This is a genomic window from Methanosphaera sp. BMS (assembly GCF_003268005.1).
In the GTDB taxonomy this organism is placed as follows: Archaea; Methanobacteriota; Methanobacteria; order Methanobacteriales; family Methanobacteriaceae; genus Methanosphaera.
Genome location: NZ_CP014213.1, coordinates 1,125,954 through 1,147,019 on the forward strand (window position 1 = coordinate 1,125,954; position 21,066 = coordinate 1,147,019).

11 protein-coding genes and 1 pseudogene are annotated in these 21,066 nt (G+C 25.3%); 8 read left to right on the plus strand and 4 right to left on the minus strand.

Annotation, left to right across the window (positions count from 1 at the left end; genetic code table 11):
• Positions 1-87: 87 nt before the first annotated feature.
• The 3 genes from AW729_RS03935 to AW729_RS03945 are packed head-to-tail and all read right to left on the minus strand — an operon-like array spanning position 88 to position 5,697.
• The gene (locus tag AW729_RS03935) at positions 88-1,149 is read right to left on the minus strand and encodes an SGNH/GDSL hydrolase family protein (protein WP_112123879.1); all 1,062 of its coding nucleotides are present in this window, start codon (positions 1,147-1,149) and stop codon (positions 88-90) included.
• Positions 1,150-2,025, minus strand: coding sequence for a hypothetical protein (locus AW729_RS03940; RefSeq protein ID WP_112123880.1), 876 nt, complete (start codon positions 2,023-2,025; stop codon positions 1,150-1,152).
• Between the two features lie 15 nt (positions 2,026-2,040).
• Positions 2,041-5,697 carry a glycosyltransferase gene (locus tag AW729_RS03945; protein ID WP_112123881.1) on the minus strand — a complete coding sequence of 1,219 codons (3,657 nt, stop codon included), beginning with the start codon at positions 5,695-5,697 and terminating at the stop codon, positions 2,041-2,043.
• 982 nt (positions 5,698-6,679) lie between these two features.
• Between AW729_RS03945 and AW729_RS03950 the strand changes: the two genes are divergently transcribed.
• The 7 genes and pseudogenes from AW729_RS03950 (at position 6,680) to AW729_RS03975 (ending at position 16,828) form a co-directional block, all read left to right on the plus strand.
• On the plus strand, positions 6,680-7,888 hold the full coding sequence (locus AW729_RS03950) for an IS4 family transposase (protein ID WP_162685782.1): 1,209 nt from the start codon (positions 6,680-6,682) through the stop codon (positions 7,886-7,888).
• Between the two features lie 473 nt (positions 7,889-8,361).
• Positions 8,362-8,718: pseudogene (locus AW729_RS11745) on the plus strand (glycosyltransferase family A protein); the annotation flags it as partial.
• Positions 8,719-9,315: 597 nt separating this feature from the next.
• A complete protein-coding gene (locus AW729_RS03955) occupies positions 9,316-12,480 on the plus strand; it encodes a CDP-glycerol glycerophosphotransferase family protein (protein WP_236951259.1) in 3,165 nt (1,054 codons plus the stop codon).
• Between the two features lie 11 nt (positions 12,481-12,491).
• Positions 12,492-12,812, plus strand: coding sequence for a glycosyltransferase family A protein (locus AW729_RS03960; RefSeq protein ID WP_112123884.1), 321 nt, complete (start codon positions 12,492-12,494; stop codon positions 12,810-12,812).
• A 140-nt stretch (positions 12,813-12,952) separates the two neighbouring features.
• The gene (locus tag AW729_RS03965; protein WP_112123885.1) at positions 12,953-15,127 is read left to right on the plus strand and encodes a CDP-glycerol glycerophosphotransferase family protein; all 2,175 of its coding nucleotides are present in this window, start codon (positions 12,953-12,955) and stop codon (positions 15,125-15,127) included.
• Positions 15,128-15,289: 162 nt separating this feature from the next.
• The gene (locus AW729_RS03970; RefSeq protein WP_112123886.1) at positions 15,290-15,730 is read left to right on the plus strand and encodes a hypothetical protein; all 441 of its coding nucleotides are present in this window, start codon (positions 15,290-15,292) and stop codon (positions 15,728-15,730) included.
• Between the two features lie 312 nt (positions 15,731-16,042).
• Positions 16,043-16,828, plus strand: a complete 786-nt coding sequence (locus AW729_RS03975; RefSeq protein WP_112123887.1) for a hypothetical protein — start codon at positions 16,043-16,045, stop codon at positions 16,826-16,828.
• Between the two features lie 354 nt (positions 16,829-17,182).
• On the opposite strand, the gene AW729_RS03980 is transcribed toward AW729_RS03975, so the two are convergent.
• Complete coding sequence (locus AW729_RS03980) at positions 17,183-19,819, minus strand: CDP-glycerol glycerophosphotransferase family protein (protein WP_112123888.1); 2,637 nt, start codon at positions 19,817-19,819, stop codon at positions 17,183-17,185.
• Positions 19,820-19,931: 112 nt separating this feature from the next.
• Here AW729_RS03980 and AW729_RS03985 point away from each other — a divergent pair, with 112 nt between their 5' ends.
• On the plus strand, positions 19,932-20,975 hold the full coding sequence (locus AW729_RS03985; RefSeq protein WP_112123889.1) for a glycosyltransferase: 1,044 nt from the start codon (positions 19,932-19,934) through the stop codon (positions 20,973-20,975).
• The last annotated feature ends 91 nt before the right edge of the window (positions 20,976-21,066 follow it).

The following is a 21,066-nucleotide window of genomic DNA, read 5'->3' on the forward strand; positions in this document are numbered from 1 at the left end:
TAGAATATGTAGTTATACTATGTATAATTAACATGCAAAATAATTCTTGCACGCCCTCATAAATCATTAAAAAAATAATAATGTAGACTATTTAGTTAACATTTCACAAATTTTATTGGCTACTTTAAACATACCATAATCAGTATAATGAGCTGAATCAACCGCCACTAAATCATATTCATCATCATCAAACAATTCCCTTTGATTTAATAATTTAGTATTATCCCCATTTTCAATGGCCTTGTTAAATGTATTTAAAACAATTTTATCAAATTCATCACACATTGGCCAATAGTTATAACAAGAAGAAGTCATTAAAATAATTAATTTATTTGGATGATATTTTCTCAATAATTTATAAAATCTTTCATATGACTTATCAAACATTTCTTTATCTGTAGCATTTCGGGTATAATCTATGATAATTGCTTCACAATTCAGTTTTCCAATCATTCTTGCCATACCAAGTAACCCTTTACAACAATTAGTTACTGATAGATTAATTATGTCTTTATTTAGAGTTCTACTAACTATATTCGGAAAACAATTACCTGAACGTGAAGCAGCAGACCCCTGAGTAACACTATTACCATAAAAAATTATGGGCAATTGAGGTTCCGGATATTCTAATGGCTGTATCTGTGAATTATTTTCAAAACCTAAAAATATCTGTTCGACAGTATTGTAACTTGGTAAAAAAATACATATTTTTCCATTTGAAGGAACATGTATTTTTTCAGCAAAAGTAGAATAACCATCTTTTGGTCCAAAAACGGTTTTATGAACATATTTTCCATCTTCAGTAACATGATAAATATCAAAGCCTAAACCGTTCCAATTTAATATCTTTATAAAACCCCATTTTCTTCTGAGTTTAATTTTTAAGATTACTATTTTTGAATTTGTCTCAAATCTTAAACGATTTCCCATAGATGCATGATGAAAATCATTCATTGACTTGGTAACATTTTTTCCATATATTGTTATATCTTCTCGAGTTTTTTTGGGTACTTTACTAAAATTTACAAGAGTATCAGAAAAATTAACATTACCATAAAAGAATTCAGGATGTTCCATCAAATTGATATAAGTTACATTTTCTTCATTAATCTTTTTTAATTTATCATTAATATTTTTAAGATATTCCATTTAATACTCCCCAATTATCTTAATTAATTTTTTATAAATCATGATATTTCCAGTATCATTTATGAAATAGTCATTCAAGGTACACATATCTTTATAAGGTTCTTCGTATAAAAAAGACATGTCAATCAAAACTATTTCTTTGTTATCAATTTCATTTTTAAGAATCTCATATATTTGATGTTTTTTGTAAATGCTTTTTTCAGGAATCGAAAACCAACAAATTATATGTTCAAACTTAGATTTCATTAATTTTACCGTTTCATATAAATATTTCTGAACAATTTCATCATCTTGATAATGATAATCTACTTCAATTATCCCAATAAAACCTCTGACATCAGAATTAAATAACTTAAAAAACACATCTTTTAAATAATTTTTATTGTTAAATGAAATATGATTAACTTTAGCATTTATCCTTCTGGAAATAATATTTGAAAACATTAATCCTACTGTTGTGCAACCAATACCAAATGAATGTAATCCACCAATTACAGAGATTTCCATGGAATAATCTGATTTATATTCTACTAGTTTATCTGCATCAGAACAGCGGACAGTAAGTGTTTTTAATGAACTAAGTATAGGACCATAAATCATCAAATCATATTCCTCATTTTTTTCAATGTAATTAAACATAGGGACATGAACATTCGAATGTCGTGCATATTGTTCAACATTTAACCAATTAGAATGTTTTTTTGTTTTATACATTACATGAATACCTTCTCGGACACTAATACCCAAATGAGGAAAATTACCATTAATTTTCTCGGAAATTACATATTCAATCGATAATTTTGGTGAATTTGAATGTAAAAAATATACTGCATTTTTCTTATTTTCTTCATCTTCCTTTAAAAAATCTATTTTCATAATTGAACTCCTAATTTAATATATTTTTAGCTTTTGTTTATATAACTTATTTTTATTTTTAGATATTAAAAACATATTTTTTTCAAATGTAATTGAAATACCTTGATTGTTATATTTTGTTATAAAATGATTCAGACAATCATCCTTAAATTTTATTTCAGGATAGAACTTTTTCAAGTTATATCTATTCATATCCCCATTGTCTTTATTAATATGATAATTAACATTTAATCCTATTGAAACAACCTTCTTTAAATCCAAATCAAATCGCACTGTTTTAATATATTGCCATGGTATATTTAATAATTTCTTATCCTGAAGTTCACTATCTTCATAATCAAATCCTGTAACTTCATCATGATACTTATTGGAATAATGTTTTATCGCTTGTATAGATAAGTATGAAGAATCAAACAACGTATTGATAAAACATTCCAATTTAAGATTATTACCCTCAATATCCATATGTTTTATCCATAAGGTATGCTGTTTTAGATTATCCAATATACTATTTTTTGACTTTAATAAAACATTATTCTCTTCCATCTTATACTCCATACTATCATTTCTTAAGTATAATAAAAACATTTTATTTATTTTAGATTTAATATTGAAATTGTTCATTATCACATCTTCATCAATAAAACTCAAAATATATTTTAGATAAATCCAAAATTCTTTTAATTCATAATCATTCAATGGAATGAAAGTTTTTGAAGTCATCCATTGTAAATCATATATTATTACATATTGAATGAATAAGGGTACCTTATTATTATTCATAGAAAATTCTATCAGATATATATAATAATTCTTTAAATTTTTAAGGTAGAATGATTTATTTTCATGAATCAAATCAATTGTAGAGGTATTATCCATACGTTTTCTGTAATAATAACTACAATTAGATAATACACCATACTTTTCTCTCTTTAATAAAATTTTATTTATCAAAATAGAATCTTCTGCAGATACTACGTCCGTTGAGAAAAACAAATTATTAAAGAGATTACTTTTTATAAAACAACTGGATGCTGATAATTGTGGATTGTTAGGTTCCTTATTTAAATCAATTATTTTATTCGAATCATATTTATAGTTTAAATGATGCGTCCTTGTATCCCTTTCAACAAGAACCAACGGTATTGACAATAAATCAACTTCGTCACGGTGTTTTTCAAAGAAATTGTATGCCATTTCAAGTGCATTTTCTGATAGGTAGTCATCACTATCCAAGAAGTTTACGTATCTTCCCATTACATAGTTTAATCCGATATTTCTGGCAAATGCCTGACCATGATTCTCTTCTAAAGGGACATATACAATGTTTTTGGGATATGATTTTTTATAGTTATTAATTATTTTCTCGGAATTATCTGTACTACCATCATTTACAATGATTAATTGTACATTTTCAGTGAAATTAATTGTCTGTTGAATTAAAGAATCAATAGATTCTTCCAAATACTTTTCAGTATTGTAAACAGCCATAACTATAGAAAATTTAAAAATTCGTGAAACCGTAAATGTATTTTGATTAAATGTTATATCATAAGAATCTAGAATTAGATTATTCTTACCTCTAAAATAATTATTTTTAAATCTAATATTTAAAAATGAAAAAATAGTTTTACTATTTTCCGTAGAATATTTAGATCTGATTTTTATTGAAGATTTACTTGAACTTAAAGGAATATTCAAAATGAATGAATTTATTTTTTGCCATTTATTTGACAAATAATAAATATCACTATATTTACTTTGTGAATAAAAAGTACTGTTTATAACAGTGGTATTATTTAATATTGCATCGAAAGTTATATGTTCCGATCCAAATAAACTATTTAAAAAGCCTTTGATTATTAAATGGTTATCATTTACATATATATCTTCAATCCACAATTTATGATTTTTTAAATTATCAATTGTCCGATTGTCAGTTTTTAACAATAGATTATCTTCTTTATAATCGAAGTACATGTCCCCATCCTTGAGATATAATAAGAATTTTTTAAAAGTGTTATTTAATAATTGATCTCTTAAGATAACCTTTTCATCAATACCTTGAAGAATATATCTAATTTTTTCTTCAATTAAATCAGTAGAAGCCCACCAATAATTATTTTTAGTATTTTCATCAATAATCTCTTTGATTGAATAAACAATTAAATGTTGAATTAAAATAGAACTTTTTTCATCATCTTGTTCTGTAACAAAAAATTTAATCTCATCCAATAGTTGTAGAGAAAAATCTTGATTAAATGAGTTATGATTAATTAATTGATTATTTAATGTACAATTATGGAAATAGGTTGAATCAATCACAATACCCATGTCAAGAGTATTATTTATCATGTTAGCAATATAACCTAAGTCAGAAATTACATTTTCATCAAAATTTTTTACATGCCCCGATTTAATAAAATAGGAAAACAAATCTTTTTGTAATATATACTCTTTATTTAAATTAATTAATTGATTTTTATTAAATTGACTTTTCAATAAATTATTATCTCCATTTTTTTCAATATAATGTACTGGAATAGACAATACATCTACTTCCCTTTCTTGCTCTTCTATAAAATTTAACATGGATTCAAACGTTTTTTCAGAAAAATAATCACCACATTCCATAAAATTTACATATCTTCCAGAAACAGATTTTAGACCTTCATTTCTAGCCATATTTATAGTGTATCCTGATTTATTTAAATATTTGATATTATATGGATATCTTTCAAGATACTTCTCAATCATGACATTAGTTGTTCTTTTTTGTAAATCAACAAGTATTAACTCAGCATAATCTTCAAAGGATACTGATTGATTAATTAATGATTCCAGAGTTTTATCAAGGAAATTTACATTATTTGTCAATGGAATAATGATTGAAAAATCATATGGAATATAAGGACAATTTAATTTATCAAGTAATTGTTTAAATACGTCAACATAATATGGTTTTATATAATGTACTGGCGATTTGCCCCAAATATGATTAGAATCACCTAATATATTTTCAGTAGAATCAATGACATCAACTTTATGATTTTCAATTATATAATTCTCTAATTCCTCTAAAAAATCATTATAGATTTGAGCTTTTTCTGTTAAATCATTATCTACAATAACAGAATCATTCATAAAAAATTTATCTGTCAATCGAACTCTATTTAATATTATTTTAAGATTAGGTTTTTTTTCATACAGATACTCAAAAAATTTATCACAATTATCTTTCCATAAAGATAAAAACTCTTCACGATTGTTTTTCATATTGATAAATTCTTTATTTTTTATATTAGGATAAAATTTTCCATGAGGGTAATCCCATGTGTTATTTGTCAAGTAAATATCATTAAACTTGAAAACACCAAATAATGCTTCAAAATATAAATCAATAACGAAAATATCAATATCAGTATCTAATTCATCCAATAAAGATTTTGTTAAATCATTTTTCATGTTTCTTTTTCTATATCTGTTATCTGCATTATCAGGTAAAACAGTTATATCAAAATCATTATATGGAACAGGTTTTTGCATTAAACTTATTAATGATAAACGAACTTGTGAAAATTTTACTTCAAAAAAATTTTTGTATGGATTATGTACACTTCTAAAAACATCTCTAGAAACACAAGACCCTAAAATACCTATTTTATATTTCATTTAATCACCAAAATTTGAAAAATATTATTATGGAACTCGTAAAAAATTATAATATAATAAAGAAAGCTTAATAAAAATATTCATCTATGTCTTTATTTATAAATTTAATATGGTATAAATTTTATTATTATTTAAGCCTGTGATATCCATAATAGGGTACTATCTAAATGGAATTTGTAGATAGTATAAAACATATCTTTAATTATTGTTTCTTTTTTTGTAATCATCTTAGTTTACTCTTTAAATTCCGATTGTTTCCATTTTACTATGCTATAATGTAATTCTACTTATTTTATTATTTGCATGATTGTGGACGGAATATTATTCATCATTTTACATCTGCATATTACTGTTTATGTATTGTTTTTGATGAATTTAGAGTAATCACATTGTTCATTTTACTATTCTCTTATTTGATTGGTTTTGTATCATATGAATATTCTTCCAACGAGATTTTTGGTTTACACTATTTATTACTCTTATAACAGATATTACTAAGTTTGTTCATATTTGATTTTTTTATAACTTAATGTATTCTATTAAGATGAATTCTCAAGATAACTGTTATATGTTTTTTCAATATGTTTTCAATGCTGTCAAGTTAAGATTTTTACTTATTTTTATACCTTAGTTTACTTATTCTAACCAATATTTACTTTAATTTTACTTAATTCCATAGCATATTTAATTATATTAAATATTATAAGTGTTTATTTTATTTGAGCTTATTTTAAGAATAAATTATAGTTTAATTTATATATTACTTATTATATATTATTATTTAGTAAATTCACATTGTGTTTATATTTGTTTTTTATTATTGTTTTGTGTGGATTTGAGTAATAGTATTTTGGTGGTAATTATGTTTTTATGTAATCATTTGTTGGATAATTTAGGAAATTTTAATAATTATGTTTGTGAAAAATATATATTAGGAGAAAATAATTTTGTTCGTAATCGTAAGTTGCCTCAGGAATGTATTATGAAATATGTTCCATGGAATCGTGGACGTACAACTGCATTAGAGGCCTTGTATTTTATGGAAGAATTTTGGGGTGAAATGGATATGGATGTGTCTAAACAGGCTATTTCTGAAAGAAGGATGATTATTGACCCACAGGCATATATTGATATGAATGGTGATTTATTAAAAAGAATATATACGGAACCCGAATTAAAAACATTTAAAGGTTATTATTTAGCAGCTCATGATGGTTCTATATTTGATTTGCCGAATTATCCTACTATCCGTGAAGATTTTGGTATTGAAGATAATATTGATCATTCCAAACATACGGCTACTGCCAGAGTATCTACAATGGTTGATGTACTAAATGAATTTATTTTAAGTTCTACCATTACCAGCAGAAAGTCCAGTGAACCTGATCTTGCCATTGACCATTTAGAAGATGTTAAAAATAAGATTAACCTTCAAAAAACAATATCAATATGTGATAGAGGTTATGGTTCAAAAAAACTAATGTTAAAAATAATGCAACTAAATTCATATTTCGTAATACGGCTAAAAAAAGACACATTCATAGATCAAAGATATAAAATGACTACTGATGATGAAATAATTGAAGTACCACTAACTAAATCATTCATAAAAACAATACAAGACGAAAAATTAAGAAACTATGCAAACAAAGAACAAAAACTCAAAATAAGAATAATAAACATAAAATTACCAACCGGAGAAATAGAAACACTAGCAACCAATGTATTCGATAAAACAATGACAATACAAGATTTTAAAGAAATATACAACAAAAGATGGACAATAGAAACCAACTACGACAAACTAAAAAACAAATTAGAAACAGAAAACTTCTCGGGCCGCAGAAAAATAATCATAGAACAAGACTTCTACTCAGACGTATACGTATTTAACATAGCAACAGTAATCAAACACGACGCAAACCAACAAATAACACGACAACCCCAAAAAAACAACAAACACCAATACAAAGAATACTCAACAAACTTCAACATAGCAGTAGGACTAGTAAAAAAAGAATTACTCAACTTACTAACTCCTGATGAAGAAAAACAACAACAAGCAATACAAAAAATATTCAAAATACTACAAAAAAACCTAATACCCATAAAAGAAGAAACAAAAACAACAACCCGAGAACCAGTAGACTACGGACACAAATTCAACGACAACAACAAAAGATCATTCTAAAAAAAACACACTACAAAAAAATTTCACATAAAAACTATCTTAACTTGACAGCATTGATATGTTTTTAATCAAATTTATTAAATTTATATGAAAATAAGAATTTAATGTAAAAATTTTTACAAAATAGAATAAAAATATATGATTTCTACAGAAATCATTAAATTAAACAATAATTATAATTATAAAAAAAATTGAATTGCATCATTTAAAAAAATTATTTTTAATCAAAGATATTTTAGAGATTAAATACTTTCTATATAGTATATAATCTAATTTGAACAGATATTTCAAATATTTACTATAATAAACTATATATAATTTCAAGTAGAAACAATTAATATATATTTATATATAGCTACATATTTAAATCAAAAAATGAATAATACAAATTTTCATTTTTAAATGTTACAATGATATATTCCATTATATATCCAATGTCAATTTAAATTAGTTATCATTGGGGAGAGATACAGTTGTATAAAAAGTTTAAGTTTTCAATCATAATTATTTTTAACAATAATGAACAACATTTAAAAAAGGCAATTACTTCCATACTAAATCAATCAATGAATTTCAAGAGAAACATTCAATTAATTTTATTTAATAACAACAGTACAGATAATTCTAAGATTATAGCTCTAGATTTTTATGAAAAATATCCGAATAATATTCAATATATTGAACAAAATGAATTTGACGAAAAAAAAGCCAAAATATCTGCTTTAAGTTATGTAGACGGTGAATATATAAATTTCTTAAACGCAGATGATTTTATCTCCAGAAATTCCCTAGAAAATATATACAATTTATTTAAACAAAATGAAAAAGTGGATATCATATCATTACCTATTACATGTATAGGAATAAAAATGGATTTCTCATTATTAAACTATTTTAAAGGAAATTTTATAGACTTAACAGAAACACCCAATATCCCATATTTACATTTTAATTCTTTATTTATCAAATCAAATATTATTGAAAAAAGAAATTTACGCAGTGATTTAAATAGTTTCCAAGAGGAGATAATTATTTCAAATTTATTTTTAAATAAACCATTAATTGGTTTTGGAAATGGAATTTATTATTTAAGAATTAATTATGACTTAATTAGCAATTGTAAAATGAAATACTTAAATAAATCTTTTTATTATGAAAAATTAAATCAATACGAGTCAATTATTAATCATTGCTTATTTACAAAAAATGAGATTCCTCCATTCCTTCAATATATGGTATTATACCACTTACAATACTTAATAAAGAAATATAACAATAATCTTTTTGATTCTGAAGATGGATTAAATCAATTCACGAATAAAATAACGTCAATATTAACAAATTTCTCTCAAAAATTAATATCAGAAGATGAATACTTAGAGAATAATATCAAAAACTTTTTAATATATCTGAAAAATGATAAAAAATTGGAATATCAACCAATTCAAAACAATGTTTTAATCAAATCCAACGAATATATCATTGATAAATTGAATAACCACAGAATATGCTTAAATGACTTACAAATTAACAAAGAAGAATTGATTATTAACGGATTTTTCACTTCAAATTTTCCAAACAATGATATAAACATTTATACAATTATTGATAATGAACGTTATATGATTAAAAAAATAGGTAATTATATCTATAATAATAATTCATTAAACGGCAATATTAATTATCTATCTCAAGAATGGAGTTATACCTATGATTTTCAAGCAAATATTCCCATAAAAAAAATTCGTGAATCAGAAGTATTTTTCGAACTAGTCTACGATAACCACATTGAATCAGCTGTAATTCCAGAAATAAGTGCTGATAATCAGATTATCAAATCTTTAAATGAAAATACTAAGGATAAATTAGATTTATATATGTATCTTGATAAAAAGAAACTCTTAGTTTTACCATATACATCAGTTTTAAATAAGAATAAATCATTTAAATTTTCTATTGTTATGGCCATCAATACAGAAAAATATATTAAAGAAGCATTAAATTCAGTTATTAATCAAAATATTGGCTTTGAAGAAAATGTCCAACTTATTTTGGTAAATGATTGCAAAAATAGACTACTTGATTCAATTTTATCCAGTTATAAAAATCAATATCCTGAAAACATTATAACTCTTTCAACTGACAACAAAGGGGTTAGTTTTGCACGTAATGCTGGATTAATATATGCTGAGGGAGAATACATTAATTTCCTAGATAGTGATGATTATTTATCTGAAAATTGTTTGAATGATGTATACAAATTTTTTGAAAATAAAAAAACAGAAATAGATGTTATTAGTATCCCCATGGAATATTTTGATCGAGAAGAAAAACCACATGAATTAAATTACAAATATTCTAAAACAAGAGTTATTAATCTAGATAAAACTCCTAACAATATACAACAATCCATAGCGTCATCATTTATAAAAAAAGAGGTATTAAAAAAGTATTCCTTTGATGATGAACTCGTTACCTCTGAAGATGCATTAATGATTAACCTGATTCTATTAGAAAAAAGGAAATATGGTGTTGTGGATAATGCAACCTATTATTTTAGAAGAAGGTTTAGTGAAGATGCAATTACTGATATTGTTAAAGATGATAAAAGATTCTATACTCCTCGACTGGAACATTTCCATAAATATCTGATTGATTATTGTACACAGAAATACAAAAAAGTACCCGAGTTCATACAGTTTATGTTGGTTAGTGATTTGGAAGGCATATTCAGCATACCTGAATTTGACATATTTGATGATGAAACTGAAAAAGAGGAATTCTGGAGTTATTTTGATTCTCAAGGGTATAACCTTTTCAATTACATATCCGATAAAGCAATTTCAAAAAACAGAAATATCAACAGGAATATCAAATCATATTTCAGATACTTAAAACAAGGATCATATGAAATAATAAAAAATAAAAATGACATCGTTGTCATGAAAACAGGAAAGTATACCATCGATACACTTAACAAACATAAGATATGGTTTGATATAATTGACTTTAGGAAGGAAAAACTGATAATGTCCGGCCATATGGTTTCAAATTTTGCAAGTGATTCAATTAAAATCCGATTAGTTAAAGATGGGGTGGATTATCAATATTATGATTGTGAATTTATTGAGTATTCCCAGCCGGATCGTATGAATGTCAAATATTTAGGTATTGATTGGGTTTATGACTATAATTTTAATGTAACCGTACCTTTAAAAGATATTTATAACGTGAATTTACATTATGAAGTAATATATGATGAAAATGATGTTGAAACGATATTCACGCCGGGAATTGGTTTCAGAGTGCCTTCTGGTTTAACGGAATTTAACACGTATTTTGTTAAAGGTTCTAGAATTATATTTTATCGATATAAAACAATATTCATTAGACCATATTCCTATAGTAGCATGTTGAAACATGAAAAATATGATATGCGTTTAATTAAGGAAAGTAAACTGGATGGATATTTATATATCTTGTTCATCCGTATGTTATATATGGTTTTATATCCATTCATGAAGAATAAACGCATATGGACGGTTAACGATCGTATAGATAATGTGGATGAAAATGGAATGCACCTGTTTAGATATTTGAATAAACAGGATGACGGTATTAAAAAATATTACATTATCAGCAAAGATTGTGAACAGTACGATGAACTAAGTAAGGAATTTGACAATCTGTTAATTCACAGATCATTCAAACACAAAATAGTATATCTATTTTCAGAAAAAACAATATCTGCCTTCTTAAATGAATCATTCTTTAATCCATTTTGGATTGATGATAATTATGATTACAGAAAACTATATTGTAACCTGATTACTACAGACAGATATTTCTTACAACACGGCGTAATTTCATGTGACTTGACAAACCATATAAAAAGGTATAAATATAATTTGGCATTGATTGTAACTTCTGCCGATGCCGAACGTCAATCATTCTTTGATTTGAAATATAATTATCCTGAAACGGTAGTGCAAGCACTTGGTTTACCTAGATATGATAATTTAACCAGTGATGAAACAAAAAAACAATTAGTCTTTTTACCAACTTGGAGATCATATCTAGATAAGGATGAATCATTATTTATTCACTCTGACTATTATCATACAATAAACAGTCTGATTAACAATGATAAGTTACATGAAATACTGGAAAAATATGATTACGAATTCATATTTAAACCACACCCAGAGCTTATCAAGCACATGGACAAATTTGACAATAAAGGATATTATAAAGATGCATCCGAAGTCTCTTTCCAGGACATATTCCGTGAATCATCATTATTAATCAGTGATTTTTCATCGGTAGTATTTGATTTTGTATACTTGAAAAAACCAATAATATACTATCAACCTAATGATGATTATCATTTCGATGAAGCCTACTTCGATTATGAAAGCATGGGATTTGGTGAAGTAATTAAAGATGAAAATGAGTTAATTGAATTAATAGAACGTTACTTTAAGAAAAACTGTGAAATGGACGTTAAATATAAAGAAAGAGTAGATACCTTCTTCAAATATAACGATAAAAATAATTGTAAAAGAGTATATGAATGGATTAGGGACAATTAACAGGTGTTAATATGGATAATGATAATTATAATGTAATGAATGATTTTAAATTTACGGTTTTCTTACAGATTAAAACAAATGCAAATTTAAAATATTCCCTTGAATCCATCTTAAATCAAACATTGCCCTTTGAAAAAAATATCCAGATTATAATATTAAATCAGTCAAACGATAAGAATACTGACAAAACAATATTAGAATATTATAATAGATATCCTTCAAATATTTTATTATATTCGGATACAACATCCCCCATATATGACCTTTACAAAAAAACTTCAAACTTATCGAAGGAAAATATTGTGTTTTTATTAATTCAAACGATTACATAGATAAATCAACATTAGAAAATGTATATGATTTTTATAAAAAAAATGGAAAATCAATCAATATCGTTACAATCCCATATGTTTACTTTGGTAAATTTAACAAAGATCATGAATTAAATTATAAATTTACAGAAAATACAGTATTGGATTTAAAAGAATCACCTAATAATCCCTTATTTTCATTGAATTCCACAATTATACTATCGGAAATATTTAAAAAATTCATTGATTCAAAAAGTATTGACAACGATTTTATATTGTTAAATTCAATCTTATCCATTGATGAACGATACGGCCTTGTTTCATGTGATAATTATTATAAAAGAAAATCGTATGATGATGAAAAAACAATAGACGCTAATAACATTATCAAAGAACTAAATAATATTCAAGAATTTACTACTAAAGAGGATAATAAATCATACAGCTTCTTAAAATATTCATTAATTTATTATATAATGGATTTGATTAGAAATGAAGAGTTAAATAATCTGAAAATAAATGAAACAAATAAAATTTCCAGTGAAATTCAGAATATTTTACAAAACATTGACGAGGATTACATTGCAACAAATCCAAATGTTAATTTCCGTTATAAAAGTTTTATCATGTACCTGAAAAATTCTAATCGACAATTAGAATTATCTGATTCGGAGAATAAATTATATTTAAAAACCGGAACTTTCCAGATAGATGAACTTTCAAATCATAGAATCTGGTTAGACATAGTTGAAATTAACAATGATACTCTAAATATTTCCGGCTTATTTAATACCCATTATGATTCAAAATTTATTGAAATACGAGCTATTATTGAGAGTCATGACAAAAAAACCGTTAATACTTGCAGACAAATATTCTATCCTCAAAATGAACGAAAAGATGTGCACTATTTATCCATCCCTTGGATGTATAGATATAATTTTAACGTAGATATTCCTATTGAAAATTTACATAAAACAAGAATATCCTTCGAAATTCTTTATTCGGATAATGAAGTTGAATATTCCTTTAACCCATTAATCGAGTTTAGATTAACTACTTATTTATCTGAATTAGGTATTTATTATGTAAAAGAACCTTACATATTGTTGCATGATAGTAAATCCATTTCAATAATAAAATATTCTTTCTTTAAGATGTTCAAATTAGAACTTAGAAATATTCTTAGAATATTTAGGTCTAATGAAAAACATAAAATTAACGCTTGTTTAATGAGAACATTTTATTTGATGATATATCCCTTTATGAAAAAGAAAGAAATATGGCTAATAAATGATCGTATTGATAACGCTGATGATAATGCAAAACACTTATTCAAATACGCTTGTAAACAAAAAGATGCTATCGATAAATATTTTATAATCGATAAAGATACTGATGATTATAATGAACTAAAAAAAATAAGTCCAAATATCCTTAAATACAGATCTTTCAAACATAAAATATTATATCTGTTTTCATCAAAAAGAATTTCTTCATTTTTAAATGAAGCCTTTTTCAATCCTTACTATAATCAAAAGGAATATGATGATAGAAAATTATATAATAACTTAGTCGTCTCACCACGTTATTTCTTACAACATGGCGTGATTTCATGTGATTTAACAAAGCATGTTAAACGATATAATCATAATTTACGATTGATAGTTACATCTGCAGACCCTGAAAGACAATCATTTTATGATTTGGATTATAACTATCCTCCAGGTGTTGTTCAAGCGTTGGGTCTTCCTCGGTATGATAATTTGAAGCTCTTGGATAAGAAGAGAATAGTGTTGTTTATTCCTTCTTGGAGGTCTTATTTGGATAAGAATGAGGAGTTATTGATTAACTCGGATTATTTTAAATCTATTGTTTCTTTAATAGAAAATAAAGAATTCCGGGAATTATTGGATAAAACGGGGTATAAATTTGTTTTCAAGCCCCATCCTGAATTGGTTAAACACGTCAGTTTGTTTGAAAATGAATCGGTAATAATAGATGTGGACTCTTCGTTCCAACAGTTATTCGGTGAATCAAGCATTTTAATCAGTGATTTTTCATCAGTAATATTTGATTTTGCGTATCTGAAAAAGCCAGTGATTTATTATCAACCTAATGATGATTATCATTATGAAAAAGGTTACTTTGATTATGAGACTATGGGATTTGGTAAAGTAGTAACAGACGAAAATAAATTAATAGAATTAATAAGCAATTATATTGACAATGACTGTGAAATGGAAACTGAATATCAAAATAGAGTAGATAAATTTTTCAAGTACCATGATCAAGATAATTCAAAAAGAGTCTACAAATGGATTAAAGATAATTGAAGATAGATATTATAAATAAATTAACATAAAATGGTTTAATCATTATCAAAAAAAGAATATAATATAAAGTAATATCATTTTTTTCTGTCCAAATAAATAGTATAAATGAAATAATATAAATAGAATATTGTTGAAAAATATATTATAATGGGAGGAATTGATTTGAATAAAAAAATATTAGCTATTATAGCTGCAATAGTTATTATTGCATTATTGATATTTGGATATACAACATATAATAACTTAGAAAAGACCAAATTTGCTTCTTCATCAGTCACAGTACCAAATGGTTATAAAGTAGCAAATACTACTGATAATTCAATCATCTTAAAAAATAATAAAACAAAAATTGTTATTGAAGAAACTAAAGATAGTGCGAATGGATTAACAGAAAAATATAAAGCCCAACATGAAAATCAGACTGTCGAAATTAAAGACATAAAAATTAATAATACACCAGTGAAAGCAGTATATTTAAAAAATTCCGAAAATAAAACAGTGAAAAAGATATGTTACTATACAAATAAGGATAAAACATATATAATACAATTTAATAATTATGATAGACCAGCTATTTACACAATACTAAGAACACTGGGATAACACATAAAATAATTAATTATCCCTTAATTTACTTTTTTTATTAATTTTGGTTTATTAAAACTTTTTTTGTTTTTTGGATGAATAAAATAATCATTAATATTATTCCCTTGAAATTTTGTTATGTCTAATGTGTGAAATACATTCATTAAAACAGTTAATATAAACATGATTCCACCCCTTAGATTACTAAAAAAAACTAAAACTGACTTTTTTTCTACTTATCCATTAATAAACATTTCGAATACTGATAATTATATTAATTATGAAGAATAAACATCTGCTATATAATACTTTTATGTAGAGGTTTTTCTCATGGATATAGTAAAAAAAGATAATGATAACAACTTAATAATAGGTGAAGAACCAGAATTGATAAAAAGTTCAATCACATTCAACGGTAAAAATAATCGTTTAATCTGTGAAGAAGGAGTTGCTTTAAAAAATTCCAAAATAAAATTTTCAGGTGATAATTCCATAATTTATTTAGGTAAACCTAGAGGTAATTTACAATTACACGTCCCCATATATAGTAATTCCGTTTTATTTATTGATAAATTTACAAAAACTAATGGATTATTACATTTACTTTTATCTGAAGGAAAAAATATCATAATGGGAAAACATTGTTTGTTCTCATTTGACATATGGTTTAGATTAGCAGATCCTCATTTAATCTACAGTTCCAATAACAAAAAGAGAATAAACTTTAGTAAGAGTATATACTTTGGAGATCATATATGGGTAGGTCAGGATGTATTAATTATGAAAGGAACAAAAGTAGGTTCAGGAAGTATTATTGGAGCTAAATCTCTCATATCAAACAAAGAAATTAAATCAAATAGTATTTGGGCAGGAAATCCAGCTAAAGAAATTAACAGCGATATTTTTTGGGACATAGAACATGTACATAACTATAAAAAGGAAGATACGGAAAAATCATTATATTTTGATGATGACCATTGGATTTATGAAGAAGATGGTTTTACCTTAAATATGGATGATATTGAAAACAATTTACAAAATATGAATGTTGATGAAAAAGTAGATTACTTAATTAAACTAAGTAACATTAATATTAAAAATCGTTTTTATATATAAATAAGTATTTTAAATTATCTCCTTAAATTATTTTAAAATATTAATATTTTTTGTAAAGCTCTTTCAAATGTTTGAAGACATTTGTTTGCTAAATAACATCAAATCCATAGAAAAAAATTATTGGATAGTTCTTGATAACAACAGTACATTTTTAAAAGTATTCCCTCCATTATTCCTATTTTTTGTTTAAGATGCTGATTAAATACCAAATAACTAATTTTTTCCCTGCACAAAATAAATTATGAGTTAAATCTGCTAACAAGAAATATAGAACATAAAACAAGATAACGAAAAAAAATTAATAAATCTATTAAATACAATGAAAATATTTAATAATGTATAAATTATTGGAAATTAGCTATCATTTAATATCCACTCATATACTCTTTTACAATTGTTTTTATCAGTATATTTAAAAAATATATCTACCCTTTTTATATACTTTTCATCCATTTGACAGTTTCTATCGATTATTTCCTGAATTTCAACAATCAATTTATCTTCACTCTTTATGACTGAACCAAATCCATGTACCTCATATTTAAAGTATCCTTCCTTATAATGGTAGTCATCATCTTTTTGATAGTATATTACTGGTTTTTTAAGATATGCGAAATCAAAGTATACTGATGAGTAATCGGTAATTAAAATTGATGAATCTCTGAACAATTCTTGATAAGATTCGTTTTTAGATATTTTAACATTTTCAGGTACTTCAAGTAAGTTGATATAATCATTCAGTTCAGGATGTGGCTTAAACACTAAATTATATCCACTTGATTCAAGTAAGTTACCTAATTTTTCACTATTTAAGAAGCTTTTAAGTGTTTGATAATACTGTGACTGCAAGAATTTTTCCTCGTTAGTTAGTTCAAGTCTCCATGTGGGTGCAAATAGAATTTGTTTTTTTGTATCATTAGAAGTTAGATTATCAAATCGACAGAACCCTAATGCTTGGATTACATGACTGTCAAAATTATATCCCTCAGCTAAAAATGATTCTCTCTCCATATCAGATACACAATCAATTAATGATAAATTCTTATCGTATTTTTTTATAAACTCCGATACATCATCCTTTGTTACTCCATGTTGTAAGAAGTATCTGTATGAAGTTATAAGTCCACTGTAAAGTGATGGTGTGAAGTAATGGAATGGATTTATGAAGTTTTCATTTACATAAGATGATATGACCTTTTCAGCAAACAGGTAAAGTATTTCATGTTTAAATGATCCGAATGCCACTATATTTTTATTTATTTTTTTCATCTGATTATAACTTGGACTATCCTTATTTACAATGAAATATTTCTTTACTCCATCATCAATATCACAGGAGTATTCAAAGAGTGCCTTTGCATTGTCATCAGCAAAATCAGGCCTATCTGAGTATAGCCATATTCTTTTATTTTTCATGAATAGGTAAAGTAAAAAATAAATTATGTGAGTAAATATTGCAATACGATAATATGGTTCCTTGTCGTAGTTTATTCGTTTAATGTTACTTATTTCGTAGCGTAACATTGATTTAAATGAATATGGTAATACATTAAATTGATTGTTTTTAAATAGTATGATTTTCGAATCTTTTACAAAATATGCACTTGATGTAGATAAGCCACAACTTTCTCTAAAACTTATATGAGGTATTGATGTAAATTGATTTTGTCCATCATCATATTCAATTTTAAATGATAACTTATCATTTAATGAAACGGAAATATTGATATCGAAGTTGTAGTTGTACTTCCAGTTTATTCCTAGGTATTTTAGTGTCTGACGTTTAGGATTATTGTACTCAACATACTTTGCATCATACTCCTTAACTTCACCATTGGATTCACAAATCACCTTTACTTTCATATTCTTGTTTTCAAAAGATAAATCTATATTACCACTGAAATTTATACACCCTTTTCTATATTCGACTATATCTAACCATAAAACAACTTCAGAGAAGTCTTCAATATTATAATTCCCAGATTTAACTATTAATGAATTTTCAGATTTGACTGTTGTAATATCACGATTATTTTTTAGATATACAAAAAATGGCAGAACATGTTCGTCGATGTATTTGTTATCTGTGATACAATCCATGTTTATATAAGTAAGTACTTTATTTAGTACATTCCAGAATTCATCTAACTCTTCATCATTATCAAAGACTTCAAGAGTGTCCAATTTTAATAACCATTGTAAATCATAAGCAAATAGGTATTGGATAAACTTCGGAATATTTCCTTCTTTTTTATTGCAGTAATCAGCCAATTCAATGTAGAAATTCTTTAAACGATTCGTGAAATACTTTTTGTTTTCCTTCATCATGTCAACCGTACTGCTACCATTTAATCTCTGCCGGTAAAAGTATTCTGCATCATTTACGACACCATACCTCTTTTTATCCAAAAATATTTTATTGATAACTAAAGCATCTTCTAGATTAACCAGTTTAGTACTGAATTCATAGTCTTTAATCGAATCATATTTAATAAATGCTGAAGAAGAAGATAATTGAGGCATATTAGGTTCAATTTCTAAATCTATAACTCTTGTAGTTTTAAATTTATCATTTAATCTGTGTGGTAGGTTAACCCTTTCAAATAAGGTCATTGGAATAGCAACCACATCCACTTCATTGAAATGATTTTCAAAAAAGTCATATACTACTTCCAAAGTATTGGTCGATATGTAATCATCACTATCCAAGAAATTTACATATTTTCCCTTAGCATACTTGAGTCCATAGTTTCGTGCTGTAGATTGTCCCTGATTTGATTGTGATAGTAATATAATATTTTCAGGATATTTTTCTTGATAATCTTTTGCAATATTTAATGAATTATCATTACTTCCATCATCAACAAGTATTAACTGAACATTCTCCTTAAAATTTAATGATTGATTTAAGACTGAGTCTATGCATTCTGAAAGATAATCTTCAACATTATATACCGCTATTATTATAGAAAATTTATACTGATACTCCATTCATTACACACCTGAAAATATTTTAACAATAATTATTTATCTATTTTTTCAAAGATATTAAATTTTAAGTATAACAAAAATAATATCATAATGAAATTAATTAAGTGTAAACATGAATGAATGTAAAATATCAATTATCATACCCATTTATAACAAAGAAAAATACTTGGATAAATGCTTGCAATCCATTTTATCACAATCATTTAAGGATTACGAAGTAATATGTGTAGATGATGGATCAACAGATTTATCCTTAACCATATTAAATGAATATGCTGATGAAAACAGCAAATTCAAAGTTTTCTCCAAAACCAACGAAGGACCAGGATCTACTAGAAATTATGGATTAAAAAAGGCTAATGGTGAATATGTATTATTTTTAGATGCTGATGATTATATTAACAATGATACCCTTGATAGTTTGTATAATACAGCACATAACAATAATTCAGATTTAGTGTTATTCAACGCAACCGAACATTATAAAAATAAAACCAATGATAGGATTTATCATATACACGTGGATGAAAATACTGACTTAGAAAACTTCACATTTGACTATAATAATAACATTAACCTTGTGATGAACGGATATCATATTGTATGTACAAAACTTCATCGATTAGACTTTATTAAAGAACATAAGCTAAAATTTTCAAATAGTGGGGAGTTTGAGGATGTGCTCTTCCATATTAAGAGCATGATTTATGCTAAGCGAGTTTCATATAATCCTAAAAAATTTTACCAATACAACAGAAAAAATGAGGACAGCCGCCAGAACAACTCTATAAAAACAGACAAAAGCTTTGTATTATTTGACATCTATGAAGAAGTATATAAATTCCTACAAAAAGAGAACTTATTCAACAAATTAGAAATAAATTATTATAAATTTGTTATAAATGAATCACTCAACATTTACAATAGCATTAAAGAGGAATATAAAGAGGAGTTATTTAATAAAATTAAAAATAAATTCACACAGATGAACTTGGATGATAACAGGATTAATAGACTTCCTATAACTCAACAAACATTCTATACAAGCATACTCAAATCAGAAAATACTGATTTTATGAAAAGAAATATTTTATTCGAGAAAACAAAAAGAAATTCTAAACTATTTCTACTTAAACTTAAAAATAAAATAATATAAAGTTAAAACTTAACTGTTGAAGCCTGATCAATTCTAAAGGAGAAAATTACTAGTTTAGTTAAATTGATTAGATTAACAAATAAAAAGATAA